This is a genomic window from Nocardioides alpinus, from assembly GCF_900112035.1.
Classification (GTDB): Bacteria; Actinomycetota; Actinomycetes; order Propionibacteriales; family Nocardioidaceae; genus Nocardioides; species Nocardioides alpinus.
This window is the reverse complement of the sequence record NZ_FOKC01000001.1, coordinates 929,078-954,195: the sequence shown is the minus strand read 5'-3', so window position 1 is coordinate 954,195 and position 25,118 is coordinate 929,078. Positions and strand designations below refer to the sequence as shown.

Below are 25,118 nucleotides of genomic sequence, written 5' to 3'. Positions count from 1 at the left end.
CGAGAACCTCACGAACCACCGGGTACCCGGTGGTTGCGAAGTGGGCGCGCGCTCGGCGCTCCCCCGGAGGATGGTTGGAGGGGTAGTTGCGAAACCCCTGTGACCTGCGGCGATGCGAGAGGCCCGGAGGTCTGTTCCCACGGCCGATCCCAAAAGTTCCCGCGGCTGGTGCCCTCGGCAAGGTGCGCGCCGACTTCCCAGGCGTGGATCGAAACTAAAGATGTCTAAAGGGAACGCCTCGATCGCTTGACATAACACTCGTGCGGCCGCACGCATCGCGGCATGTCCGGACGTTCGCGCAGGTCGAACAGAAGCCCGTTGGGTCAGTTTGTGGGACGTTGCCTCTCAGGCCACGGCTTGGCCGAGTCCAACGAGGACTCCCGCGAGTGCGCAGACGCCCAGGGTGCGTAGGACGGACCAGCCGCGCCAGAAGATGAGGGCGCAGGCGAGGGCGGTGATGGCCACGGCGGCCCACTGGATCGAGCCCGGGACGGGGACCTCGAAGTTGAGCGGCCCGGTGGTGATGCGGGTGGTGTTGTCGAAAAGGGTGTGGAGGGCGAAGAAGGTGGCGAGGCTCGCGATGACGCCGACGACGGCGGCAGTGATGCCAGTGAGGGCGGTGGCGAGGGCGCGGTTGCCGCGGAGGCGTTCGACGTAGGGGGCGCCGAGGAGGATGAACAGAAAGCAGGGCACGAAGGTGACCCAGGTGACGAGCAGCGAGGCTATGAGAGCGGCGACCCACGGGTTGAGGTCGCCGGGCGCCCGGTAGGCGCCGACGAATGCGACGAACTGGACCACCATGATGAGCGGGCCGGGGGTGGTCTCGGCGAGGGCGAGGCCCCGCACCATCTCGCCGGGGGCGAGCCAGCCGTAGACGCTGACGGCCTGTTGCGCGACGTAGGCGAGGACCGCGTAGGCGCCGCCGAAGGTGACGACGGCGGCACCGGAGAAGAACAGCCCTTGGTCGACGAAGATGCTGGACCGCCCGAATACCAGGGCGGCGATTGCGACCGGGGCGAACCACAGGATCAACCCGATGACGAGGATGAGGGTCGCCCGCCGTCCGGAGGGGCGTTCGGTGTGCAGTTCGTCGTCGCTGATGAGTGGTGGGGGGCCGTCGTCTGCGGCGGCCGTCTTGGGCTTGGTGAGGTCGGGGATGGCCTTGCCGAGTCCCCAGCCGATGAGCGCTGCGAACCCGATGACGACGGGGAAGGGGACGGCGAAGAACGTCAGGGCAACGTAGGAGGCGACGGCGAGCCCGATGAGGGCTGGGTGGCCGAGACCCTTCTTGGCGACGCGGATGACGGCTTGGATGACGATGGCGATGACAGCCGGGGCGAGGCCCAGGAACAACGATTCCACGAGCGTGGTGTCGCCGAAGGCGACGTAGATGCCCGAGAGCACGAGGAGGGCGACGACACCGGGGAGGATGAACAGGATCCCCGCGATGAGGGCTCCCTTGACGCCGTTGAGGAGCCAGCCGACGTAGGTGGCCAACTGCTGGGCCTCGGGGCCAGGCAGCAGGGTGCAGTAGGACAGGGCGAACAGGAACCGCTGCTGGCCGATCCACCGCTTCTCGTCGACCAGGGTGCGTTGCATGACGGCGATCTGTCCGGCGGGGCCGCCGAAGGTTTGCAGCGAGATGGCGAACCACGCCTTGGTGGCCTCGCGCAGCGGGATCACGTCGTGGGAGTGCTTCTCCGCCATGGTGGCTCCGAGGTCTGAGCCGGTGTCTGGGCTGGTGCTCATGTCGGGGTGTCCTTTCCCAGGATGAGGCTGCGGCGGTAGTAGTCGAAGAGGCCGTCGAACACGGGTCCGGTCAGGGCGAGGACGGTGTCGTCGTCCTGGGTCATGGAGAGGCCGCGTAGGACCACGTCGAGGCCGGGTGCCTCCGGGGCGTCGTAGCGGTCGTCCTCGATGTCGGCCTCGTGGACGATGGCCGCGATGCGCCACAGGACCGGGTCAGCCAGGTCGTGGCGGCGCAGGATGGTCTCGAAGGTGCAGTCGTTGCCGTGGTGGCCGTAGGCGACGCCGCGCATGTCGAAGGGGGTCGCATCCGTGGGCACGTCGTCGGGGTCGGTGACGAACACGAACTCGGCGTCGGGGTCGATGAACCTTCGGATGAGCCAGGCGGAGGAGGCACGGTCGATGTGGATCCCGGCGCGGGTTGCCCACTTCATGTCCGGCCTCCCTGCGTCGAGACAGGGTCGGCTGCGCCGATGTCAGCCAGCCGGTTGATGGCCGCCACTGCGTGGTCGCGCTCGGCGGGCGGGAAGTAGTCGCGCTTCTGGATGGTGCGCAGGTCCTTGCGCAGTCGCTTGAGGGCACGAGCGGCCTCGGCGAGGCTCGGGCTCGCCTGCGCCACCTCGGCAGCGCGGTTGGTCAGGTCGCGGTACTCCTCAGCACGAGATCGGGACATCGCATGGGCGAGCGCTCGCTCGTCTTTGCGTGCGAGTGTCTGAGCCCGGAGGAGCAGTGCGCTGCCTCCCGCCTCGATCACCTGGTCGGCGACCCACTCCAGGTGCTCGCGAGTCCGGGCGTCCTCAGGAAGCGCGACCACTCCGTCGCCGAGTTGGGCGACGCCGAGGGCGCGCAGTTTGCGCCAGATGGCGATGCGCGGCGAGGAGGGTTCCCGGGGCACCCGATAGATCAGGGTCACCCAGTCGAGCGCTTCACCCGAGTGCTTCGTAACCACGGTTGCACGATGGTCGCTCTCGGATCGGAAGTCAAGTAATCGAATCGACTAGTGAAGGCTGTCGTGGTGCCCAATGCTCTGGTGCGGGTCGATGCCGGGCGCAGCCTCGGGGCTGACGTGGATGGTCGCGGCGGTCAGCCGGGGGACCTCGTGCAGCAGTCGATGCTGGGCGTCATGGGCGATGTCGTGCGCCGTGTGCAGGTCAAGATCGGCGGCGACGATGACCCCGGCCTCGGCGCTGATGCGGTGTCCGATCCAACGCAACCGCAGATACTCCACGTCAAGCACCCCGTCAGTGGCCCGCACAGTAGTGGTGGCCTGTTCGGTGAGGGCTGGGTCGACGGCGTCCATGAGTCGGCGGTAGATGTCGCGTGATGCGCCGCGCAGGACGAGCAAGATGGCCACGGTGATGAGCAGTCCGATGAGGGGGTCGGCGAGGGGGAATCCAGCCATGACCCCGATCGCGCCGAGGACGACCGCGAGCGAGGTGAAGCCGTCGGTGCGGGCGTGGAGCCCGTCGGCGACCAGGGCGGCAGATCCGATGCGCCGCCCGACGCGGATGCGGTAGGTGGCGACGAGTTCATTGCCTGCGAACCCGATGAGCCCGGCAGCGATGACGGCCCACGGGTAGGTGAGCGTGCTGGGGTCGATGAGGCGTCGGATCGACTCGTATCCGGCCAGCACTGCCGAGCCAGCGATCATAAGCACGATGAAGACCCCGGCGAGGTCCTCGGCACGGCCATAGCCGTACGTGTAGGTGGTGTTGGCGCGGCGGCGGCCGAGGATGAATGCGATCCACAACGGGACGGCCGTGAGGGCGTCGGAGAAGTTGTGGATGGTATCCGCCAGGAGAGCCACTGATCCCGTGATGACGACGACGACAGCCTGCGCAAGTGCGGTGACGAGTAGGGCGACCAGGCTGATCTTGATGGCACGGATGCCATCCGCGCTGGCTTCAAGGGCAGCGTCGACCGAGTCGGCAGCGTCGTGACTGTGAGGGCGGAACAGGTCGGTCAGCGCACCGCGTAGGCCCGTCAGGTGGTCGTGGTCGTGCTTGTGGTCGTCGGCGTGGGTGTGTCCGTGGTCGTGCTGGTGATTGCTCATGCGTCCGCCCTCAGGCTCTCGAACCAGTCACGGCTGAACTGGCGCAGCGCTCCCACATGGACGTTCTCGCACGACATCTGTTGTTCGAGCGTGATGGCCACGAGTTGACCGTCTGGCACGTCGCCGTTGCCGACGAGCACCTTCGCCGGGTCCTTGGCGTCAACGAACTCTTGGAGCGCGGTCACATCCTCGTCGGGGAGGTCGTCGCCATAGAGGACGATGACGTAGGCGTCGCCGAGCGAGTGCCCGAAGTCGGCAAGGGGTGCTTCTTCGTCGGGGGCGTAGAAGTCCTTGCCTGCGTGACCGCCGCCGCCGGGGAGGACCTGGGCACGTTTGCCGACGGTGCACGGGGCGTCGTCTGGCAGCGCGACGGTGGCGGCTTCATTCTCAGCGGACCGGAACTCTGCCAAGGCGAGGAACGGTGCAGTCATCGCAGCGATGGCGAACAGGGCAACGAACGCGGCCTTGATGAGGGCAGGCTCACGGTCCCTCTTGAACATCGACGAGACCACGGCGGCGATGGCGAGCATGCCCATGATGGCGGTGAGTTGCCCGATTTCGATGCCGACGTTGAAGGCGATGAGTCGCCACACCATGCCCTCGTCTGGGACACCGATGGACTGGAAACGGGTAGAGAGCCCCAACCCGTGGATGAGCCCGAACCCGAAAACGATGGCGGTGAAGATGCCCCATCGTTGGGGTCGCCCGAACATGCCGTAGAAGCCAACGAACGCGACCGACAAGACGATGACGACGTCAACGGCACCGGGGTTGACCTGCCATCCGGCGAGGGTGGCGACGATGAGGGTGAGGCTGTGACCGACGACGAATGCGCTGATGACTTTCGCGGCACGTCGGACCTTGCCTGCGAGTAGGACGATGCCTGCGACGAACAGCAGGTGGTCCCAGCCGAGGAGCATGTGCTCAATGCCGATGCCGACGAACCCGAAGATGCTTGCGTCGGCTGCGTCTCCGCCGATGCCGTGCGCTGAGGCCGGGCCAGCCGAGGCGACGGTGTACGTCAAGACGACCGCGAGCAGCGTTCCCAGTCTGGCGAACGTGGGACGGAACCGGGTGGGGGCATTCACGTGGGGCTGCACGGGTGGTCCTTGGCTCGCGAGGGGGCGGTTGATTCACCGGCAGTCTAGAACATATGACGGACTTGTCATATATCCGGTTAGGCTGGTGGACGTGGGACACCAGTCAGTCGGTCATCAGTTGCCGTCGAGCCTCGACGCCGACGCCGCTCAATCCGTCGCTGCGACCCTGCGGGCACTCGCCAACCCGAGCCGTCTTCGCATCCTCGCCACCCTGCAAGCCGGACCCGCCACCGTCGGCGACCTGATGGTCGCCCTCGACATCGAGCAGTCGGCGGTCTCTCACCAACTGAAACTGCTTCGCGACCAAGGGTTCGTGGCTGCCGAACGCCATGGACGTCACATCGAGTACAGGCTCTACGACAACCACGTAGGCGAACTCATCGAACAGGCTCTCTCGCACGCCGAGCACGTTCGCCTCGGGTCCGTCGAGCGACAGCCCGCGACCCCTCGCTCCGGGTGAGCCGACATCGGGTCCAGGCAGTCTCCGCAGATCGGCAGATCCGGCACCCGTTGCGGGTCCGATATTCACGTTTGCCCGCGGGCGAGTGGTTCCGGGTCAGCGCAAGTGACTCGTGACGACCACGGGAGCGTCGCTGATCGTCAGCGCTGTCTCGCCTTCAGCCACCGCATCGACATTCGTTGCCGTTGCGGACCAGGTGACACGAGTAGAGCCGGTCATGCGCTCGTCGGCGTACAGCGAGATGGGTTCAAGAACGAAGGACTCTCCGGGCCGGAGGTTGAAGGTCGGAAAGGTGACCGTGACGGAGCCGCCGTTCTCGATCTGTGGAGACGGTGAGAATCCCGGGCTGTTGAAGTGAGGCATCATCGGAACCGCGAAGTCCTGGCCGAAGAGCGGGTTCTTAGGGAACTCGGTCCACGGACCCCACTCGCGCGGGGGCTTGCCTGCCAGTTCGGTCAAGTCAGGAATGTCGTCGGGGTACTCCGTGCCGAACACGGCGCCCTCGATGTGAACTTGGACCTTCAGGTCCTTGTAGTTCCGGGTGCTGTTGTTGTGCACCACGAACTCGTGCTCGGATGCGTGGTGCGAGCGCAACGCTTCTAGAGCCGCTGGCAGCGCTTCGGCGGCTCGGGTCAAGTAGGCCTCGACCTGATCTCGGAACTCGCCCTCGGAGCGGGACTCCTCATGCTCGACGACGCCGAGCGCGCTCAGAGTGCCCTTCCCTAGACCGAAGTTCTTGGATTCAAGTCCCGCGAGTCCGCGACCCAAGGAGGCGAACTTGTCGTTTGCCGCTGGCGGAGCGAGCGGAGCGAGAAGCCTTTCGCGTTCGGCGTTGATCCACTGGTCGATCCAGTCCGGCTCGTACGCGATGCGCGCCACCGCAGGTCCGCTTGGCTCGACCAGAATCTCGACTGAGGAGCGATCGCCAGCGAGAAGGCGGGCCTCCAAGCGTCGCAAATCTTCGTGCCGGGCGGGCTCTGACTTCCCCGCGCGCCGCACGTAGATATGGCCGTTGATGACGTCCGTGCCGTCCTTGCTCAACACGGCAATCGGATCGCCGTACCGCGGCGGAGCGACCGTCACGACCAAAACATTCTGGCCACCGTAGTTGTGCTGGCTGCTGTCCCAACTCGGCGCAGGTGGCGCCAGATAGCGGTCGATCTGGTCGTGCAGTGCTGCCGGGTCGATCGCAAGGGTTCCCTGTACGTGACCGGGCTCCAGACCCACCACGATCAGGCCGTACCCACCTAGCCATCGCGCCGCCTGGTCGGGCGCACGGTTAGCGAAGGCGACGATCCCCTTGGCAAGGGCGGCGCCACCGGCCTTCGTGGACGGGTCGAGGCCCGCCTTGTGCTCCAACCAGTCGGTCTCGTCGCTGGCCTGGGACGCCTCGACGGCCGACAGGAGCGCAGCCCACTCACCGTCGCCCATGGGAAGGCGCTCGGCGCTGTAGTTGATAGCCATGTCGACCCTCCACGGAGCCCCAGCGATGTTCGACGTCCTGCAAGTCGGGCAGCAGCACGGTACCTCCACAGACCGCAGTCGTATCGGAGCCGAGCCTGTCCTGTTGTCGCTTTCGCCGACTATCGTGGGCAGCCGAGGGGGAGCCATGGTGACCATGAGATCGGGGCAGGCCGCGCAAGCCGCCCTGCGCGAGGAACACTGGCAAGAGATGGAGCGCTTCGGCGACTTCCTCACCGACGAAGACCTTGCCGCACTGCCCCAGACCATCCGCGACGGGCTCATCGGAGTACGGAGGCCTGGAGGCATGCGCTACCCGGCGTTCCAGATCGTCAACTGGGGTGACGGCACGAAAGAAGTACCTCCCGCCTGGCTGCAACTCGTCGAGTTGCTGGCACCCGCCGGGTGGAATGACGAATTCCTCATACTTTGGACCAGCGCCCCGAACGCGTATCTAGAAGGTGCTTCGCCCGCACAAACGATCCAGAGTTTTCCCACTGAGGTCACCGCGGAGTTGCGCTATGCAGCGGAACGAGCGATACCGACCCGGCCTGGTGGGCCAGGGTCCTGGCAGTGAGCGAGTCCCTCAATCTGCAAGGCAGATGGTGGCTGCCTGAACATGACGACCACCGGGTGTTCGGCACGTTCGAATGGAGCGTCACCGACGGAGGCACGCTTCACCTCAATGGGCAACTACTCCCCATCGAGGTGAAGGACAACGTCCTCCCCGACGGGAGCATTCAGAAATACCGTTCTCGGGACCAACTCGAAACTCAGCGCTACCCGGTCATCTGGGGCGAGGTCGAAGGCACCGGCTACACGCTGCTCGACTGTTTCCGGCGCAGTCTGCGCGAACTCAGCCTTGAGGACTCCATCGAACGCGTCCACGTCAACCGGGTGCTCGAAGGCGCCTTGTTCGACTACCCCAACGAACTGGACGGCGACCGAGTCGTCATCGATCTTCGTCACCTCACCGGGTGGGTCGACCAGACAGGTCTCAGCACCGACCACCCGCGACACTCCGACGGTGGAGACGACCGCTTCTCCATTATCACCGCCCGGACGCTCCCCACGCTCAAGGTGCAGCACGGCGATACCAGCGTGCGGTTCTTCCAGTCGCTGCAAGAACAAGGCGACCACATTCACGAACTCGGTATCCGGCAACGATGGTCGCTGAGCCTCGTGGCGGAAGAGCCGCAGCCTCTCGCGGCGTTCATGGACACCCTGGCAAGTGACGTACAGGACCTGGTGAGCATCGCCGTCGGCAGAACCGCCAACTTCGACAAGGTCTGCCTCCAGCACCCGGCACTGCCGAAGATGTCGGTCGGCGGCACACCGATTGGTGATTGGCGCGAAGACATCACCTACTACGCGCAGTGGTCCAACCATGCTGAGACCACCGACCCAGTCACCACCCACGACATGTACTTCACTCTTGACGACCTGGGAGGAATGGAAGGCATCGGACGGTGGCTCGGCGTTGCCGCCACGTATCGCACAGAACTGTCCCGCGTCATGGCCACTCGCTACAGCCCGCACATGTTCCTCGAAGACCGCATCATGAACACGAGCGCCGCTCTCGACTCCTTCGACATGGTTCGACGCCAAACGGGCAAGCACCTCGACTACGCCGAACGCATCCGCCACTGTGTAGACCTCGCAGGCGAGCCGTTCCGAAACCTCATCCACGTTGATCCCATCACCTGGGCGGAGCACGCGAGAGAGACCAGAAACGACCTCGCACACCACCGAGAGAGATTCCGGCTCAACGGCAGCATCGGTGAGCACCTCCACTCCGAGCAACTGTTCTGGCTGTTTGCCATGTGCATCCTGCGCTTGGCCGACGCGCCACCCAGTGTCTTCAAGTCCATCGACGAGCACGCACAACTGCGGTGGCTCCGCGGACAAGCCAGGGCCGGCTCGCCAGGTGCGTGACGGTGCTATGCGCCTTCACACGGCTGTCAGCGGGTTGTCCCCGAAACAACCGTCCGTGGAGCGCTATCCGACGGTCAGCACGATCTCCTGCTCAGGAGCCAGCGTGAGGTCCATGGGATCCCCCACTACGGCATCGCCGTTGCTAGTGACTTCGACCTCCGACCCGGACTCAGCACGGACTCCGCCGATCTGGCGTGAGGTCAACTTCACTCCCCACTGAACAAAGAGTTGTCCAAGCGTAAAGACCGCGCCTTCGGTGTCGGATTCGATGTGAATGGTGCCGTCACCTTCGTGGGTGTGCAGCGCCGACATAGCGCCGGTTGCAGGGTCCACGCCGATGTTCCGCGCGACCGGGACGTCAGTCCCATCGATGATGATGCGCAGGTGCGGGTGGTAGTGCTCTGCGGTTCCCATGGGACCGAGGTTCAGTCCGGCACTGGCCGCGCGCGCAGGCACGTCGGTTGGAGCGGCCCACGGTGGAAGCGATGCCCCGTCCAGACTTGGTTCCACTGCGCTGCCCCCGCTAGCGGGTTGCATGGGACCGGAGGTGGTGGTGCCGCGTTCTGCACTGCATCCACTGGTAAGCGCGAGGGCGAGTGTGAGCGCTACGAGCGCGACTGGGGTCTTCACGAATCGAATCTCCTCGGGAGGGTGTCGTTGACAGCGCGCTGACATACGTGACCTTGGAGCCTCGTGCGTGTGGCGGTCCGTCGTTGAGCAGGGGAAGGCCAGCGGGGGCGGGCGGAGGGCGCTCCCGCCGCCCGCCCCGCAACTGACTACAGAACGGTCAGGGCAGGAGCCCCTTCATCGTCTCGATCTCGGCGGTCTGGGACGTCACGATGTTGCCCGCGAGGTCGACGGCATCCTTGTATCGACCGTCACCTTGCTCGGTCTTCGCCATCTCAACTGCGCCTTCGTGGTGCTCGATCATCATCTCCAGCCACATGGTCTGGAACTCGCCGTCGGAGGCGTCTTCGAGGGCTGACATGTCGTCTGAGGACATCATTCCCGGCATGTTCTCGTCGTTCATCGAATCGCCCATGTCGTCCATGTCGTGACCGGCGTTGGCGTGGTCGCGCACGGTCTCGGGAACCTCTTCGTCCCAGTCGGTGAGCCAGTCGGTGAACGTCTCGATCTCGGGGGCCTGGGCGTCGCGGATCTGCTCGGCCAACTGCTGCACTTCGGGGTCGAGGGTGCGGTCGATCGTGAGGTCCACCATCGCGAGGGCCTGGGCGTGGTGCTGAAGCATGTTGGACGCGAACTCCACGTCGGCGTCGTTGTGCTCGGTGGTGGACACCTCCGACGACGTGTCGGTGCTGGCGTCGTCGTTGCCGCAGGCGGCAGCGGTCAGGGCCAGTGCGGTGGTGAGGGTGAGCGCGCTCAGGGCGCGGGTGGTGCGGTTGGTACGCATAGGGGTTCTCCTGAAGTCAGGCGTATCTGAGATGGGCAGGGCGTGCCGCATCGCCCCGACTGGGCGGGGTCGGCGACGTGCTGCCTGTCAGCAACGAATGACGGAGAACTGCCAGACGTACGGTGGGCCAGTCCCGAGTCGGGCTGTGACCCACTGGGTGACGGTGGTCGGGACGGCGGGGCGGTGTGCCCAGACGCGAGGCTGGCGGCGCAGGCCGAGGAGCAGGAGCAGAAGTGCTCCGGCGGTGGCGGCAAGCATGGCGAAGCAGAGCATCACCATGCTGCCCAGGCTGTGACCGTGGCCCTCCTGCGGTGCCATGCTCGACATGCCAGCGTGCGCCCCGGCGGCGGCGCTGGTGAGCGGGTCACCGGACATGTCGCCGTGTGCCCCAGCCGTAGGGCTGCTGGCCCGGCTCGTGACCGGGCTGGTCATGGCGGAGTGGTCTGTGGTGCCCATGACGCCGTGGGTGCTCAAGGCGTGCATTCCGATGATGCCAAGGACCACGGACACCACGACGGCAGCGAGCAGCGCGGGCACGGCCCTGCTCGGAGTGCTTGTCGTGGGGCGCGTCGTGGTCATCTCTTCCAGCCTACGTTCGTAGGTGATGGCGGGGCAGTCGAGGTGCGGGTGTGCGCAACCGCAAGGTCTTCGGTGGTGTCAGTCCATCATCGCCTGATGACCGGGTGAGCCCATCACGTGCTCGTGGCCCGGTGACGTCAAGAAGTGCTCGTGTCCCGGCGCGTTCATCATCACCTGCATGCCGGGCGGCATCGTGCTGCCGCCTTGCGCAGCGAGCGCCGCACCAGGAGCAGCGAGCAGTGCGATAACGGCGGCGCTGCCCACGAGTGCTGAACGAAGGTGCTTGTTCATGGTGGTTCCCTTCCTAGGTCGTGCAGGTCATGCGAGGTGTTGGCTGCGCAGGCGCAGGGCGTTAGTGATGACGCTGACTGAGGACAGGGCCATCGCCGCGGCAGCAATCATCGGGGAGAGCAGGAGTCCGGTGACCGGGTAGAGGACTCCGGCAGCGATCGGGATGCCTGCGACGTTGTAGGCAAAGGCGAAGACGAGGTTCTGGCGGATGTTGGACATGGTGGCGGCGGACAGTTGTCGGGCATGGACGATGCCGGTGAGGTCACCGTTGAGGAGGGTGACCCCTGCGGACTCGATGGCTACGTCGGTGCCGGTGCCCATGGCGAGGCCGACATCAGCGGCGGCGAGGGCGGGGGCGTCGTTGACACCGTCACCGGCCATGGCGACGACTCGTCCTTCGGTGCGGAGGCGTTGCACCACGTCGGCCTTGTGGTCGGGAAGGACTTCGGCTTCGACCCGGTCGATGCCCAGCCTGCGGGCGACGGCCTCGGCGGTGACGCGGTTGTCTCCGGTGAGCATGACGACCTCGATGCCCGCAGCATGCAACGCTTCGATTGCTGCGGGGGTGGTCTGCTTGACGGGGTCGGCGATGGCGAAGATGCCTGCGACCGCTGCGTCGATGCCGATGAAGATGACAGTGGCACCGTCGCCTCGCAAGCGGTCCGCCTCGGCGAGAAAACCAGCCGGGTCGAGGTGCTGGCTGGTCATGAAGTCGGCGCTACCCAGCATCACGGTGTGACCGTCGACGACGCCGACTACGCCGCGTCCGACGGGTGAGTCGAAGCCGGCCACCTCGGGGATGGGCAGGTGCTTGTCGTTGGCTGCGTTGACGATGGCTTGGGCCAGCGGGTGCTCGGAGGCACGTTCGACTCCGGCAGCCAGGCGCAGCAGTTCGTCGGACTCGAACCCGGTTGTTGGGCCGATGTGGGTGACCGAGGGACGTCCTTCGGTGAGGGTGCCGGTCTTGTCCACCACGAGGGTGTTGACCTTCTCCATCCGTTCAAGCGCTTCGGCATTCTTGATGAGGACACCCATCTGCGCTCCGCGTCCTACCCCGACCATGATGGAGACCGGTGTGGCGAGGCCGAGCGCACAGGGGCAGGCGATGATGAGGACCGCGACCGCGACGACCAGGGCGTGTGCCAGTCGAGGGTCGGGGCCAACGAGCGCCCACGCCGCGAACGCGACGACGGCGATGGCGATGACGACGGGAACGAAGACAGCCGCTACCCGGTCGGCCATCCGCTGGATGGGTGCGCGGGAGCGTTGAGCGTCGGAGACCATCTGCACGATGCGGGCCAGCATCGTGTCGCGTCCGACCTTTTCGGCGACCATGACGAGCGCCCCGGTCTGGTTTATGGTGCCGCCGATGACGTTGTCGCCGGTGGTCTTGGTGGTCGGCATCGACTCACCGGTGACCAGGGACTCGTCAACAGAGGAACGTCCTTCCTCGACTGTGCCGTCGACCGGCACCTTCTCGCCGGGACGGACCCGCAACCGGTCACCGAGTTGCACCTCGTCGAGGGCGACTTCCTCGTCGGTTCCGTCGGCACGGACCCGTCGTGCCGTCTTCGGGCTCAGGTCGAGCAGCGCCTTGATGGCACCAGAGGTCTGTTCACGGGCGCGTAGTTCCAACACCTGCCCCAGCAGGACCAGGGTGGTGATGACGGAGGCGGCTTCGAAGTAGACATCGACGGCGCCGTCCATGCGGAACGCTTCGGGGAAGATGTCCGGCGCGACCGTGGCGACCACGCTGAACAACCAGGCCACACCGGTACCCATTGCAATCAGCGTGAACATGTTCAGATTCATGGTCCGCACCGAGGTCCAGCCCCGTTGGAAGAACGGCCAGCCTGCCCACAAAACCACCGGCGTCGCCAACACCAGTTGCACCCAGGCTGAGGCGCGCGGGGACATGAGGTCGTGGATTGCGGGGATCAAGTCCCCACCCATCCCGAGGATGAGGACCGGGATGGAGAGCACGACACCGACCCAGAACCGGCGGGTCATGTCAAGCAGTTCTGCGTTCGGGCCAGTGTTGGCGGTGACCAGGACTGGCTCCAGCGCCATCCCGCAGATGGGGCACGAGCCGGGTCCGGGCTGCCGGATCTCGGGGTGCATCGGGCAGGTGTACTCCGCGACCTCCGCCCCTGCCGGAACCTCAGCCGCACCGGCTGCGGCATGAGGGTGACCGTCTCCGGCGTAATGGTCGGGGTTTGCCTCGAACTTCGCCTGGCAGCCAGCGGAACAGAAATGGAACGTCTCGCCATCGTGCACCGCCATGAGCGTGCTCGTTGCAGGGTTCACGTCCATCCCGCACACCGGGTCTTTGACCGTCGGTGTGGGGCGCGCATCGCTTTCGATCGGGTGACTGGTCATGCTTCGAGGATACCCCCTAGGGGTATGCGGTCAAGAGCCAGTCGGCCCCTGTCTGAGAGAGAGAATCGGTCGGTCAGAGGCGCTTGGGCTGTTCGACCGAGGGCGTCGTCGGGGGAGCGGGTGCGCTGTCGTGCATGCCGCCCATGCCTTTCATCATGAAGAACATCATCAGCGGGCAGGCCAGGAAAAACAGGAATGCGATGGGCATCCCCGCCCACACCGCCAACGCTGCACCAACGACAAGAGCAACCCCGTAGAACGGGTAGTGGTCCTTGTTCATGGCAACTCCCAACTACAACCGACGAGAGCGTCCCGTCTACCTGCATGCTCGGCGAGCAGGTGGTTCGGCGGCAGAGCAGAAGGTCCCTAGGCGGGGCCAGAGGTCCCGCGGCCGAGCCGAGACGCGGATCCTGACCGGCGCCTTGCCTTTCGAGCAGTGCCGGGGGCGTTGCCGTGACGAGCGGTGAAGTTCTAAGACCGGCCTGACAGATGAGCAATGGCGCTGTGTGCCTTTGTGACGGCTGCCAGTGGGGTGTCCCCGTCACGGTCGTAAACGGCGAGTTGATCCGCCGGAACGTTGAAGGCGAGCATGAAGTGCCCGTCTCCGTCGATAGCAGGCAGGGCGATACCAATGGTTTGTGTGTTGTCGGCCAACCCGTCAGCGATGTGATCGATCTGCTTCGCGGCGCCTTCGGACAGTCCGGCGACGAGTACGTCGTCGACCCACAAGGCCAGGGAGTCGATGTCGGGTGCGAACACGATGACGTGCTCGCTACCTCCGTCGACTCCAGGGATCGGGACCGCGAGTGGTTGCGTCATGCGCGCACCTTCCCACACTGGCCGATCAGCACGGTCGGCGCTGCGGCGGCAGGGCGATGGTGTGGATCGAGCGTCGTTCCTAGGCCCGCGACTGGGGAACGGCGCTCGGCCCTGGCTCAGAGTTGGACTCTGCCTGCGGATGGGGCCGCCCGTGCACCTCGCGGTAGACCTCCGGATCGACGCTGTCGGCGTACGGCACCGAGCCGATGAGCGCGGGGTTCGTCAGAACTGTCCTTGGGAACCTCAGGCGCACGAGGATCGGTCCAGTGTGCTGCTCGATCCTCAGCATCTGGTCGAAGGTGAACCACGACGTGCCGTTGAGGCCGCGCCCGAAGTGATCGAGCGGAAACCAGTTGTCGTCTGCGGCATGACCTGCGGTTGCGCCGACGAACTGCCTTTGTCCGACCCCGCGCTTACGTAGCCGGGTGCGCACCCGAAATGCGAACTCGTGCTGGATCTCTGCGTGCCTGAGTAGCACGAGTTCGTCGAGGGTGCCTGGCTGCTTCCAAGAGACGTCCACCTGGTGCCCGAAGACGGACGGCGCGCCGAGGATGAGGCCACGAGGGGGCGGCTTCCGTTCCGACACGGGGCGAACGTAGTTCGAACTGGGGGTCGGACCCCGGAAGTTGGTAGATTCTGGCCAAACCTCGTGCACATTCACACTATGTTCGGCGAATGAGTACGACTCTCGCCTGCTGGCGTGCCGCTGCGTGCATAGGGCACCGTCGTGAGCCACATTGCCCAGCGCGCCCTGTTGCGCGGCGCCACCGCGCGCCGCCCTGACCGCCTCAGTGACGGTGCTTCGGTCCGCGGCCACGTATCCGCTCCCCGCAGCCCGTTAGCCGGGGATGCCTGGTCTGGCGCGGACACGCAGGTCCACGCCAGCGGGCCCTCCGGCCTCCTGAGTCAAGCGACAGTTCACGACCTTCACCAGTCGCGCCGTCCGGAAGCGCGCGGCCTCGAATCGCATCGGGTCACCTCGGACGCGCTAACGAACCCACGGATGTTGCGTCCCAGCCTCTCCGTGGTTCCGCACGAGCCTGACCCGGCCCGCTCCCTCCCACTCCTCTCGGGTTCCACCATCGACTCGTCCGCCGAGGAAACTGTGACGCGCGTACGCGAGAACTACGTCCCGAAGGGGATGACGGCTGCCCGCTGGGCGCCCATCGCGGATGTCACCCGCGATGTCGTCAAGCGATGCGAAGACGCGTCGGCCTACGAGGCAAGCCAGTTGATGATTGTGGTGGCCCGCTACTTCGACCACCAGACCCACATCACCGGGCTACCGCTGGACCCGACAGTGCTGCTGCGGCGCGACATCATCGTCGCCTACGGCAACCACCTCAACGCGACCACTGCTATGACCGATGCCACCATCGGCACCTACAGGTCGCGCCTGCTGCGTGTAGCCGATGCCAACATCGGACACCTCCAGCCGAGCGCCAGGATGCCGGGCTTCCGCGGCGCGGACGGTTCGACGCCCTACAGCGACAACGAAGTTCAGGTACTCCGCGCGTGGGTGGACTACCAGGCGAGCGATGCCAACCGGGTCGACTTCAACCTGCTCCTCGCCCTCTGCGTCGGTGCGGGACTCCGCAATGGAGAAGCGCTGCGCATCAACGCCTCGCACGTGAGCGTGGACGACGAAGGCGTCCTCGTCGAAGTGGCTGGTGACAAGCCCCGGACGGTTCCGGTCCTCGCCGAGTGGGAGTCCGTCATCGCTGACATCGCACGTGCCGCTTGGAAGCCCGACATGTTCCTGTTCCGACCGACGCGGAAGGTCCGGACATCGAAGGTGCTCTCGGACATGCTGCACAAGGCGCCGAACAAGCCGTTCCCCGTCAACGTGCAGCGGTTGCGTGCCACCTGGATTGTCACCCACCTCTCCGCACAGACCCCGGTACAAGCGCTGATGGACGCCGCTGGGATTGAGACGCTCGGTGCGCTGGGTCGGTTCTACGACTACGTCCCGCCGATGGAGGCGCGGACGGCTCGCTCGGCGCTGACGATGCGCGCGCGAACCGAGGGTTGCCGCGCGTCGCACAGCGGGCGCCCGCTCCGACCGGTGGACGACGAATGAGCCACGTCCTCGGCTGGGAGGGCGAGCCGCAGGTTGCGCCGATTCTGATGGCCGACTGGTCCGAGAACAAGCGCCGACAGACTCGTCAACGGCTCAACGTCCAAGGACGAGACGACGGCAGCGACCACCGCGGCTTCATCGACCACCAACTGGTCGAGGGTGCTGTCGACCTCGTCAGGGGGAGTGCCGTGCTGCCGAAACTGGGCTACTGGCACACGCTCGAACGCAAGGGACCCGGTGGGCGGCCCGCCGTCTACGCAAGCCGCAGCGACAGCGACAACGGCCGGGTCGGGGTAGCGGGCGACGTGGAGCCCGACAGTGGGTTCGACAACCGCGACCAACTCATCCTGGTCTGCACTTACGTGCTCCAGATGCTGGGGGAGGCGCCCCAGTTGGCCTCTGTCACCGACCTGGTGCAGCACCGACTCGCTCCGGTGAGCAAGCGCCTGCTCGGCATCCCGACACAGGGCAAGGGAGCCAGCGACGTCGCTGTGATGCACCGCGTTCGACGTGCGTGGAAGCGGTTCACCGCAGTCTGCGACCCGTTTCCCACCCTCGCGGGCGGTACCCGCATGAGGCGCAGCGAGGTCGACGCACTTCAGCAACGTCTCGACCCTGACGCGAGTGAAGTGAAGATGGCGCGACTGCGCTGGGTCATGAACCGCCTCCTGGAGGCAACCGTGCAGTTGCTCGATGAAGAGACTCGCGCCGCCTGGACCGGTCACATCTCGCTGGACGCAACGCCCATCGAAGTGTGGGGCAAGCGCGGGAACCCGACCAACGATAAGAAGGTCAAGCCGACCGACAGTATGAGCCCTGAGTGGTATGCGGGCTGGTACAACCGCCACGACGACACCCAGGTCTGGGCCTACGCAATGCACCTCGCCGTCGCGACGCCCGACCCGTACAACCCAGGACCCTTCCCCGTGCTGGCGGTGGCGGCGTCGATGGACACCCCCAACAAGCGGTCCGGCGAGAACGCGACGGCGATATGCCGCTCCATCGTCGAACGAGGTCACCCGGCTGGCGACATGGTCACCGACCGAGGCTACTTCGGCCAGTGTCTTGCGGAGGACTTCAACCGCCCCATCGAGGCGCTCGGCTACCGCCTCATCGGCGACTACAAGAAGGACCAACTCGGTGTGATGGCCACTGTCCGCGGCTCCATCCTCGTCGAGGGCAACTTCTACAGCCCCAACATGCCCCAGCACCTCATCGATGCCAAGAAGACCTTCAACCAGGACAACGACTGGAAGTCGTACCAGAAGCGCATCCGCCAGCGTTCGTTCTTCCTCGCGAAGCGACACGACAAGAACCGCTACGCCTGCCCTGCCCTCGGCACCCGAGCGACCGTCTCCTGCCCCGTCCGTCCGGACGGTCCCTTGCGCATCGGTCCCGCCCCGGCCTCGAAGGAGTACGTCGTTGCACATGACGCACCGGAGCACCGAGGCGACCTCTGCTCGCAAGGCACCGTCAAAATTGAAAGCAAAGACGTCGGCCCATACGAGAAGTTGGTCCAGGACCTCCAGCACGGCTCCCAGGAGTGGGACGACCGATATCGTCCGGCGCGGTCGATGGTCGAGGGCTACAACGGCTACACCAAGGATGGCAAGCACGAGCAACTCGCCATGAAGGAGAACCGCCGAGTTCGTGGGTTCGCCGCCAACGCCCTCGTCGCAGTTGTTGGACTCGTAGCGACCAACGTCCGCAAGATCCGGTCTTTCTACAAGGCAGGTATGCCGTTGCCGAGCGAGCCGAAGACGAAGCCGGTCAAGGGGGAGTTCACCGGCCCGCCCTCGTGGATTTCTTGGCGCAGCAAGCGTCCGGACTGGGAGACAGGCGGAAGTCCGCCACTGGCAGCCTGAGTCCTGTCAACTATCAAAGAAATTCTCGGGCCCGACCGTCTGCACCTCGCGCTTCATGCCGACGGCCTGTCAACTTCTGAGAAACATCTGCCCCGTACCAGCGGTCGCCGGTACGGGGCAGAGACGCGCCCGAAATCGATCAGCCGAGCGAAGATCGACCCTGGTCGTTGACGCCGAGTTCTGTCAGACCGCTCCTAAGAGGCCGCAGACACATCGGTCGGGGCGGCGAAGGCACACGTCACGTTCCAGCCGACAGTTTCGTAACTATGGCGGCTGGGTTTCGCAAGTACCACTTGGAGCGGATGACGAGATTCGAACTCGCGACATCGACCTTGGGAAGGTCGCGCTCTACCAGCTGAGCTACATCCGCATGCCGTCCGTGAACGGCGTCGCGATGGTATACGACCGGTGCTACCTGACGCTCGAGAGGCCGGGTCGCTTCGGGGAGACAGTGTCCCCCGAGGAGCGCCCGGTGACGCGGCGGTGCACCCACGGCACGAGGAACTGGCGGGTCCACCGAGCGTTGGCGGCCCACTGCTCGCGGCGGGGGAGCAGCGGCAGCGGCGGGACGGTGACCGGTTCGAGGCTGTGCTCGACGCCGATCGCCTCGAGGACGGCGTGGGCCATGTGGGTGTGCCCGTCGCTGTTGAGGTGCATCCGGTCGGTGTCCATGACGCCGGCGATCTCGATGTCGCGCATCCGCCACATGTCGACGATCGTCGCGTCGTGCCGGTCGGCGATCTCGCGGACCCACTCGTTGAAGATGGCCATGCGGCCGCGCACGGCCCGTAGATCCCCTTGCCGCCGGGGTCGAAGATGGTGAACATCACGACCCGGGCGCCGGTGGTGGACAGGCGCGCGATGGCGTCGTCGTACGTCCGGGCGAGGGCGTCGAGGTCGACGCGGGGGCGGAGCACGTCGTTGCCGCCGCCGTGGATCGTGATGAGGTCCGGCTCGAGCGCGACGGCGGCCTCGACCTGCTCGGCGACGATGGGGGCGAGCTTGCGGCCGCGGATGGCGAGGTTGGCGTAGCCGAAGTCGTCGGTCTGCTGGGCGAGCACGTCGGCGACGCGGTCGGCCCAGCCGCGCAGGCCGTTGGGGCGCGTCGGGTCGGGGTCGCCGACGCCCTCGGTGAAGGAGTCGCCCAGGGCGACGTAACGGTGGAAGGTCACGGAGCCATTGTGGTCACCGCCTCCCCAGCGTGGAAAACGACGGCTAGGTTGGCGCCGTGCTGCTATCCGACCGCGACATCGCCCACGAGATCGACCTCGGCCGGATCGCCCTCGATCCGTGGGATCCGCAGATGATGCAGCCGTCCAGCATCGACGTGCGGCTCGACCGGTACTTCCGGGTCTTCGAGAACCACCGCTACCCGCACATCGACCCCGCGGCCGACCAGTCCGAGCTGACCCGCGAGGTCGAGCCGGAGGGCGACGAGCCCTTCATCCTGCACCCGGGCGAGTTCGTGCTGGGGTCGACGTACGAGGTGATCACGCTTCCCGACGACGTCGCTGCGCGCGTCGAGGGCAAGTCGTCCCTGGGTCGGCTCGGGCTGCTGACGCACGCGACCGCCGGGTTCGTGGACCCCGGGTTCTCCGGGCACGTGACCCTCGAGCTCGCCAACGTCGCGACCCTGCCGATCAAGCTCTACCCGGGCATGAAGATCGGCCAGTTCTGCTTCTTCCGGCTCTCCTCGCCGAGCGAGCACCCCTACGGCTCCGCCAAGTACGGCTCGCGCTACCAGGGCCAGCGCGGCCCGACCCCGAGCCGGTCCTTCCAGGGCTTCCACCGCACGCCCATCTGAGCGGCTCCGGCGTCCGTATCGCGGATTAACGCACACCCTCGTTGCGTTAATCCGGACAAGTGTGGTTAGGCTTTCCTAAGTTAGGTCACCCTCACCACCCTCTGTCCACGGAGTTCTGATGAACCGAACCCTCGCCGCGCCCACCGGTATCAAGCTGGCTGCGGCCACCCTCCTGGTCGCCGCCCTCGCCGGCTGCAGCACCGGGTCCACCAGCACCACCGACTCGGCCGCCGAGCCGACGGCCACCACGACGGCCGACGCCGACGCTTTCCCGGTCACCATCGAGCACGCCCTCGGTGAGACGACCATCGAGTCCGAGCCCACGCGCGTGGCGACCCTCGGCTGGACCGACCACGACCACGCCCTCGCGCTCGGCGTGGTGCCGGTCGGTGCCACCAAGATCACCTGGGGCGGCAACGACGGCGGCTCGACCGACTGGTTCGACGCTGCCGTCGAGGAGGCCGGCGCCGAGGCGCCCGTGCGCTACGACGACGCGGACGGCGCCCCGATCGACGAGGTGGCCGAGCTCGCCCCCGACCTGATCCTCGCGACCAATTCCGGCATCACCGAGGCGGAGTACGCCAAGCTCTCGAAGATCGCGCCGGTCGTCGCCTATCCCGAGGCGCCGTGGACCACCGACTGGCAGACCTCGCTCGAGATGGTCGGCCAGGCGCTGGGCCGTACGGCGATCGCCGACGAGGTCGCCGCCGACACCGAGGCCACCATCGAGCAGGCCAAGGCCGACAACCCCGAGCTCCAGGGCGCCGAGCTGATCTATGGCTACCTCGCCGCGACCGACCTGTCGACGATCGGCATGTACGCCCCCGAGGACCCGCGGGTCGCGATCCTGCGCGACTTCGGCATGGTCGACGCCCCGGCCGTGGCCGAGGCGATCAAGCCCGGCGAGTTCTACGGCATGGTGTCGGCCGAGCGGGCCGCCGACCTCGACTCCGACGTCTTCGTCACCTGGGTCGACTCCCCGGACGCGGTCGAGACGATCTCGAGCGACAAGCTGCTCGGCAAGATCCCGGCGATCGCCGGTGGCCACTGGTATGCCGAGACCGACAAGCAGAACGCCATGGCGTCGACCAACCCGACGCCGCTGTCGATCCCGGTCATCGTCAGCGACTTCCTGCCCGAGGTCGTGAAGGCCATCGAACGCGCCTGATGGCAGCCCTCGTCCAGACGCGGCCGGACACCTCGCGCCCCCTGGGGGGAGGCTCGAGGAGCCGGTTCGCAACGCCGACCAGCGCCGCGATCGCCATCGCGGTGCTGGTCGGTGCGGGCGTCCTCTCGCTGCTCGTCGGCGCGCGGTGGGTGCCGGTCGAGGCCGTCTGGGACTCCACCCACCCGCTGCACCCGATCGTCGAGGTGCGCTTCGAGCGCACGATGCTCGGCTTCGCGGTCGGCGCGGCCCTCGGCCTGGCCGGTGCACTCATGCAGGGGTTGACCCGCAACCCGCTGGCCGACCCGGGCATCCTCGGCGTCAACGCGGGCGCGACCTTCGCGATGGTCATCGGGATGACGGTCTTCGGTGCCAGTGCCATGGGCCAGTTCCTGCCACTGGCCTTCGTCGGGGCGGCCGCGGCCGCCCTGCTGGTCCACGCCATCGCCTCGCTCGGCCGTGACGGTGCGACCCCGATGAAGCTGGCCATCACCGGCGCCGCGCTCAGCGCCGGCCTCGCGAGCTGGACCACCGGCCTCCTGCTCGCCGACCGCAAGACCATGGAGTCCTTCCGCTTCTGGCAGGTCGGCACGATCGGCGGGCGCGGCTTCGACGTGCTGCTCGCCGGTCTGCCGTTCCTCGTCGTCGGCGCAGTGCTTGCCCTCGCCGGCGCGCGACTCCTCAACACCCTCGCGCTCGGCGAGGACCTGGCTCGCGGCCTGGGACGTCGTACGACGCGTGACCGCCTCGTCATCGCGCTCGCCATCGTGCTGCTCGCCGGGACCGCGACCGCCCTGGCCGGCCCGATCGCCTTCGTCGGCCTCGTCGTGCCCCACGTCGTACGCACCCTCGTCGGGCCCGACTACGCCCGCGTGCTGCCCTTCTCGATGCTCGGCGGTGCCGCACTGATCGTCGTCGCCGACACGATCGGGCGCATCGTCCTGCCGCCCTCGGAGGTGCAGGTCGGGATCATGGCCGCCGCCGTGGGTGTGCCGGTCTTCATCGTCCTGGTCCGCCGCACCGGGAGGGCCCTGTGACGCAGATCCTCGACCGGCGCTCCGCGACCGAGCCCGCCGCCCGCGAGGCCGGGGACGTCGTACGCCGGGCCCGTCGGGCGCCGATCCGGCACCACCGCCGGCTCGTCGCCGGGCTCGTCCTCGCCGTGGTCGCCGCCTTCGCCGCCCGCGTGCTGCTCGGCGACTACACCGTCACCATCCCTGACTTCTTCCGCATCCTCGGCGGCGAGCAGATCCCCGGCGCGACCTACATCGTGATGGAGTCCAAGCTGCCGCGCGCGGTGCTCGCCGTGCTCGTCGGCATCGCCTTCGGCATCGGCGGCGCGATCTTCCAGACCACGCTCCGCAACCCGCTCGCCAGCCCCGACATCGTCGGCGTGAGCCTCGGCGCGAGCGCCGCGGCGGTGTCCGCGGTCGCGCTGGCCGGTTGGACCGGCTGGTCGGTCTCGCTCGCCGCGGTCGGCGGTGCGCTCGCCGTCGCCCTCGCCGTCCGCTCGATCGCCGGCGACCACGGCGGGTTCCGGTTGATCCTCGCCGGCATCGGGCTTGCCGCCGCCATGCAGTCGGTGATCCAGTACGTCTTCACCCGCGTCGACGAGTGGGACGTCCAGCTGGTGCTGCGCTGGCTGACGGGGAGCGTCAACGGCGTCGCCTGGTCGACCATCGGCGTCCTCGCCGCCGTGCTCGCCGTGCTCCTGCCCGCCACGGCCTGGGCGGCACGGTCCCTCAGGGTCACCGAGCTCGGCGACGACACCGCGCGCGGACTGGGCGTCGGCACCGGCCGGACCGACCTGCTGATGCTGCTCGGCACCCTCCTCGTCGCTGTCGGGGTGGCCGCGGCCGGCCCCGTCGCGTTCGTCGCCTTCTTGGCCGGCCCGATCGCGCGCGCCCTCAACCGCGGACGTACGACGCTGCTCGCCGCCGGTCTCGTCGGCGCGGTGATCGTCCTCGTCGGCGACTACGCCGGGGCCTACGCCTTCGCCGACCTCAACCTGCCCGTGGGCGTCGTCACCGGCGCCTTCGGTGCGCCGTTCCTGCTCTGGCTGCTTGCCCGCGGCCCCCTCAACGGACACCGTGGAAGGAGGGCGGCATGACCGCCACCGCTACCGATCCCCGTACGGCCCGGCTCGAGGCGAGCGCCCTGACGCTCGGCTACACCGACACCGCCGTCGTACGCGATCTCGACCTGCAGGTGCCGCACGGGAAGGTCACCGTCATCGTCGGCGCCAACGCCTGCGGGAAGTCGACGCTGTTGCGCGGCCTGGCGCGGTTGCTCAAGCCGCGTTCGGGGTCGGTGCTCCTCGACGGCGAGGCGATCCACCGGATGCCGACCAAGCAGGTCGCCCGCACCCTCGGCCTCCTCCCGCAGAACCCCGTCGCCCCGGAAGGCGTCACCGTCGTCGACCTCGTCGGTCGTGGTCGTCATCCCCACCACGGCGCCTTCGGTCGCTGGACGAGTGAGGACGAGCAGGCGGTCGCCGAGGCCCTCGCCCTCACCGACACCCTCGGTCTCGCCGACCGCGTGGTCGACGAGCTGTCCGGCGGCCAGCGCCAGCGCGTGTGGATCGCGATGGCGCTCGCGCAGGGCACCGACCTGCTGCTGCTCGACGAGCCGACCACCTACCTCGACGTCGCGCACCAGGTCGAGATGCTCGACCTGCTCGCCGAGCTCAACGAGCGCCGCGGCACGACGATCGTGATGGTGCTGCACGACCTCAACCTCTCCGCCCGCTACGCCGACCACCTCGTCGCGCTGCACACCGGCCGGATCGTGGCCGAGGGCACGCCGCGCGAGGTCGTCACCGAGGACGTCGTCCGTACGGTCTTCGGCCTCGACAACCGCGTGATCGACGACCCCGTCTCGCACACCCCGCTGGTGGTCCCCGTGGGCCGACGGCACCAACTGCTCCAGGAGGACCGATGACCGTGACCGCATCCGCCCTGCCCATGCTGCTCGCCGACGTCGAGGTGGTCTCGGTCGAGCGGCTCACCCCGACGTTCGTCCGCGTCGAGCTCGGTGGGCCCGCGCTGGCCGACTTCGGTGTCGACGGGCCGCGCTACGACCAGCGCATCAAGCTGATCTTCCCCGACCCCGAGACCGGCGGCATGACGTCGACCGAGGGCGCCGACGAGTCCTGGTGGGCGACCTGGCTCGAGCGCCCGGCCACCGAGCGCGGCCACATGCGGACGTACACGATCCGCGACGTCCGTGGCTCCGGTGCCCGGACGACCTTCGTGGTGGACATGGTGCTGCACCTCGAGGGCGACCTCGTCGGACCGGGGTCCACGTGGGCCTCGCGAGCGGCCCCGGGCGACCGGATCGTGCTGCTCGCACCCCGCCGCGGCTTCCCCTACGGCGGGATCGAGTTCACCCCGGCTCCCGGCGCGGACCTGCTTCTCGTGGGCGACGAGACGGCGGTGCCGGCGATCCTCACGGTCCTCGAGCAGCTGCCGGACGACGCCCGCGGCACGGCGTTCGTCGAGGTTCCGGTCGCCGGCGACATCCAGGACGTACGCCGTCCTGCCGGTGTCGACGTCGTCTGGCTGGCCCGCGAGGGTGACGAGCTCGGTGTCGGGCTGCACGATGCAGTGGTGGCCCACCTCGGGATCCCGGGGGCTCAGGTCGAGGTGGCGCCCGACGAGGTGGACCCCGACCTGTGGGAGACGCCGTTCTACTCCTCCTCCGGTGAGCAGGTGGCCGGCGAGATCACCGGCTCCGAGGGCACGTATGCGTGGATCGCCGGTGAGTCGAAGGTGGTGACGGGCCTGCGTCGGCACCTGGTCAACGAGCTCGGCTTCGACCGGAGCCGGGTGGCGTTCATGGGCTACTGGCGCCGCGGCGTGGCCATGAAGTCCTGACCGGAGTCCTGACCGGAGTCCTGACCTGCGGCTGTCCCTCGGGGGCGGTGGTTCAGCGGCGCCTGGGGTGGCGGGGGGACAGGCGCACGCGCTCG

The 25,118-nt window shown here is 67.3% G+C and carries 26 protein-coding genes, 1 tRNA gene and 1 pseudogene; 11 read left to right on the top strand and 17 right to left on the bottom strand.

All coding sequences use genetic code 11. The features are described 5' to 3' along the window. Nucleotides 1-345: 345 nt before the first annotated feature. From chrA to BM127_RS04585, 5 genes are read right to left on the bottom strand one after another with little or no spacing between them, the layout of a single operon-like run. Nucleotides 346-1,749 (bottom strand): chromate efflux transporter, encoded by a 1,404-nt coding sequence (gene chrA, locus BM127_RS04605; protein WP_231263069.1) that lies wholly within the window; start codon nt 1,747-1,749, stop codon nt 346-348. Next, nucleotides 1,746-2,180, bottom strand: coding sequence for a chromate resistance protein ChrB domain-containing protein (locus BM127_RS04600; RefSeq protein ID WP_091194878.1), 435 nt, complete (start codon nt 2,178-2,180; stop codon nt 1,746-1,748). Before BM127_RS04600 ends, chrA begins: the two co-directional genes overlap by 4 nt. Beyond that, a complete protein-coding gene (locus BM127_RS04595) occupies nt 2,177-2,695 on the bottom strand; it encodes a Chromate resistance protein ChrB (protein ID WP_231263070.1) in 519 nt (172 codons plus the stop codon). Before BM127_RS04595 ends, BM127_RS04600 begins: the two co-directional genes overlap by 4 nt. A gap of 48 nt (nt 2,696-2,743) precedes the next feature. After that, nucleotides 2,744-3,799 carry a cation diffusion facilitator family transporter gene (locus tag BM127_RS04590; RefSeq protein WP_091194873.1) on the bottom strand — a complete coding sequence of 352 codons (1,056 nt, stop codon included), beginning with the start codon at nt 3,797-3,799 and terminating at the stop codon, nt 2,744-2,746. Beyond that, nucleotides 3,796-4,899, bottom strand: a complete 1,104-nt coding sequence (locus tag BM127_RS04585; protein WP_101229010.1) for a HupE/UreJ family protein — start codon at nt 4,897-4,899, stop codon at nt 3,796-3,798. The genes BM127_RS04590 and BM127_RS04585 overlap by 4 nt, the downstream gene beginning before the upstream one ends. On the opposite strand from BM127_RS04585, the gene BM127_RS04580 reads away from it, so the two are divergent. Then, nucleotides 4,814-5,359 carry an ArsR/SmtB family transcription factor gene (locus BM127_RS04580; protein WP_232786083.1) on the top strand — a complete coding sequence of 182 codons (546 nt, stop codon included), beginning with the start codon at nt 4,814-4,816 and terminating at the stop codon, nt 5,357-5,359. The two genes, BM127_RS04585 and BM127_RS04580, sit on opposite strands and share 86 nt — an antisense overlap. A gap of 96 nt (nt 5,360-5,455) precedes the next feature. Here BM127_RS04580 and BM127_RS04575 read toward each other — a convergent pair whose 3' ends face one another. Further along, nucleotides 5,456-6,823, bottom strand: coding sequence for an AlbA family DNA-binding domain-containing protein (locus BM127_RS04575; protein WP_157829673.1), 1,368 nt, complete (start codon nt 6,821-6,823; stop codon nt 5,456-5,458). A gap of 25 nt (nt 6,824-6,848) precedes the next feature. On the opposite strand from BM127_RS04575, the gene BM127_RS22135 reads away from it, so the two are divergent. Both BM127_RS22135 and BM127_RS04570 read left to right on the top strand, forming a co-directional pair. Then, a complete protein-coding gene (locus tag BM127_RS22135) occupies nt 6,849-7,397 on the top strand; it encodes a hypothetical protein (protein WP_157829672.1) in 549 nt (182 codons plus the stop codon). Beyond that, nucleotides 7,394-8,755, top strand: a complete 1,362-nt coding sequence (locus BM127_RS04570; RefSeq protein ID WP_139227640.1) for an ApeA N-terminal domain 1-containing protein — start codon at nt 7,394-7,396, stop codon at nt 8,753-8,755. The genes BM127_RS22135 and BM127_RS04570 overlap by 4 nt, the downstream gene beginning before the upstream one ends. Before the next feature lie 63 nt (nt 8,756-8,818). Here BM127_RS04570 and BM127_RS22760 read toward each other — a convergent pair whose 3' ends face one another. The 8 genes from BM127_RS22760 to BM127_RS04535 form a co-directional block, all read right to left on the bottom strand. Then, the gene (locus BM127_RS22760) at nt 8,819-9,169 is read right to left on the bottom strand and encodes a hypothetical protein (protein ID WP_231263072.1); all 351 of its coding nucleotides are present in this window, start codon (nt 9,167-9,169) and stop codon (nt 8,819-8,821) included. A gap of 373 nt (nt 9,170-9,542) precedes the next feature. After that, the gene (locus tag BM127_RS04560) at nt 9,543-10,217 is read right to left on the bottom strand and encodes a DUF305 domain-containing protein (protein WP_232786081.1); all 675 of its coding nucleotides are present in this window, start codon (nt 10,215-10,217) and stop codon (nt 9,543-9,545) included. A gap of 36 nt (nt 10,218-10,253) precedes the next feature. Then, on the bottom strand, nt 10,254-10,745 hold the full coding sequence (locus BM127_RS04555) for a hypothetical protein (protein WP_139227638.1): 492 nt from the start codon (nt 10,743-10,745) through the stop codon (nt 10,254-10,256). A gap of 78 nt (nt 10,746-10,823) precedes the next feature. Further along, on the bottom strand, nt 10,824-11,036 hold the full coding sequence (locus BM127_RS21785; protein WP_139227636.1) for a hypothetical protein: 213 nt from the start codon (nt 11,034-11,036) through the stop codon (nt 10,824-10,826). A 27-nt stretch (nt 11,037-11,063) separates the two neighbouring features. After that, a complete protein-coding gene (locus BM127_RS04550; protein ID WP_091194853.1) occupies nt 11,064-13,415 on the bottom strand; it encodes a heavy metal translocating P-type ATPase in 2,352 nt (783 codons plus the stop codon). Nucleotides 13,416-13,488: 73 nt separating this feature from the next. Then, nucleotides 13,489-13,695 carry a DUF2933 domain-containing protein gene (locus BM127_RS04545; RefSeq protein ID WP_091194851.1) on the bottom strand — a complete coding sequence of 69 codons (207 nt, stop codon included), beginning with the start codon at nt 13,693-13,695 and terminating at the stop codon, nt 13,489-13,491. Nucleotides 13,696-13,886: 191 nt separating this feature from the next. Further along, a complete protein-coding gene (locus tag BM127_RS04540; protein WP_091194848.1) occupies nt 13,887-14,234 on the bottom strand; it encodes a hypothetical protein in 348 nt (115 codons plus the stop codon). A gap of 79 nt (nt 14,235-14,313) precedes the next feature. After that, nucleotides 14,314-14,820, bottom strand: coding sequence for a hypothetical protein (locus BM127_RS04535; protein ID WP_091194846.1), 507 nt, complete (start codon nt 14,818-14,820; stop codon nt 14,314-14,316). 141 nt (nt 14,821-14,961) lie between these two features. Here BM127_RS04535 and BM127_RS04530 point away from each other — a divergent pair, with 141 nt between their 5' ends. Together BM127_RS04530 and BM127_RS04525 are read left to right on the top strand one after the other, a co-directional pair. Then, nucleotides 14,962-16,314 carry a site-specific integrase gene (locus tag BM127_RS04530; RefSeq protein ID WP_139227634.1) on the top strand — a complete coding sequence of 451 codons (1,353 nt, stop codon included), beginning with the start codon at nt 14,962-14,964 and terminating at the stop codon, nt 16,312-16,314. Then, nucleotides 16,311-18,179 carry a hypothetical protein gene (locus BM127_RS04525; RefSeq protein ID WP_091194840.1) on the top strand — a complete coding sequence of 623 codons (1,869 nt, stop codon included), beginning with the start codon at nt 16,311-16,313 and terminating at the stop codon, nt 18,177-18,179. Before BM127_RS04530 ends, BM127_RS04525 begins: the two co-directional genes overlap by 4 nt. A gap of 294 nt (nt 18,180-18,473) precedes the next feature. Here the strand turns inward: BM127_RS04525 and BM127_RS04520 are convergent. From BM127_RS04520 to BM127_RS22750, 3 genes and pseudogenes are all read right to left on the bottom strand, one after another. Beyond that, nucleotides 18,474-18,549, bottom strand: a tRNA-Gly gene (locus tag BM127_RS04520). 41 nt (nt 18,550-18,590) lie between these two features. After that, complete coding sequence (locus tag BM127_RS22755) at nt 18,591-18,962, bottom strand: SGNH/GDSL hydrolase family protein (RefSeq protein WP_231263073.1); 372 nt, start codon at nt 18,960-18,962, stop codon at nt 18,591-18,593. A 71-nt stretch (nt 18,963-19,033) separates the two neighbouring features. Further along, nucleotides 19,034-19,351, bottom strand: a pseudogene (locus BM127_RS22750) (SGNH/GDSL hydrolase family protein); the annotation flags it as partial. Between the two features lie 56 nt (nt 19,352-19,407). Here BM127_RS22750 and dcd point away from each other — a divergent pair. The 6 genes from dcd (at nt 19,408) to BM127_RS04485 (ending at nt 25,023) form a co-directional block, all read left to right on the top strand. Continuing rightward, entirely contained in the window at nt 19,408-19,983 is a 576-nt protein-coding gene (gene dcd / locus BM127_RS04510; RefSeq protein WP_091194837.1) for a dCTP deaminase, read from the top strand. Between the two features lie 118 nt (nt 19,984-20,101). Continuing rightward, nucleotides 20,102-21,151, top strand: a complete 1,050-nt coding sequence (locus BM127_RS04505) for an iron-siderophore ABC transporter substrate-binding protein (RefSeq protein WP_091194834.1) — start codon at nt 20,102-20,104, stop codon at nt 21,149-21,151. Further along, a complete protein-coding gene (locus tag BM127_RS04500; RefSeq protein WP_091194831.1) occupies nt 21,151-22,185 on the top strand; it encodes a FecCD family ABC transporter permease in 1,035 nt (344 codons plus the stop codon). Before BM127_RS04505 ends, BM127_RS04500 begins: the two co-directional genes overlap by 1 nt. Then, a complete protein-coding gene (locus BM127_RS04495; protein WP_231263074.1) occupies nt 22,182-23,258 on the top strand; it encodes a FecCD family ABC transporter permease in 1,077 nt (358 codons plus the stop codon). Before BM127_RS04500 ends, BM127_RS04495 begins: the two co-directional genes overlap by 4 nt. Further along, nucleotides 23,255-24,088 (top strand): ABC transporter ATP-binding protein, encoded by an 834-nt coding sequence (locus tag BM127_RS04490; protein WP_091194827.1) that lies wholly within the window; start codon nt 23,255-23,257, stop codon nt 24,086-24,088. Before BM127_RS04495 ends, BM127_RS04490 begins: the two co-directional genes overlap by 4 nt. Continuing rightward, a complete protein-coding gene (locus BM127_RS04485; protein ID WP_231263075.1) occupies nt 24,085-25,023 on the top strand; it encodes a siderophore-interacting protein in 939 nt (312 codons plus the stop codon). Before BM127_RS04490 ends, BM127_RS04485 begins: the two co-directional genes overlap by 4 nt. Nucleotides 25,024-25,118 lie beyond the last annotated feature (95 nt).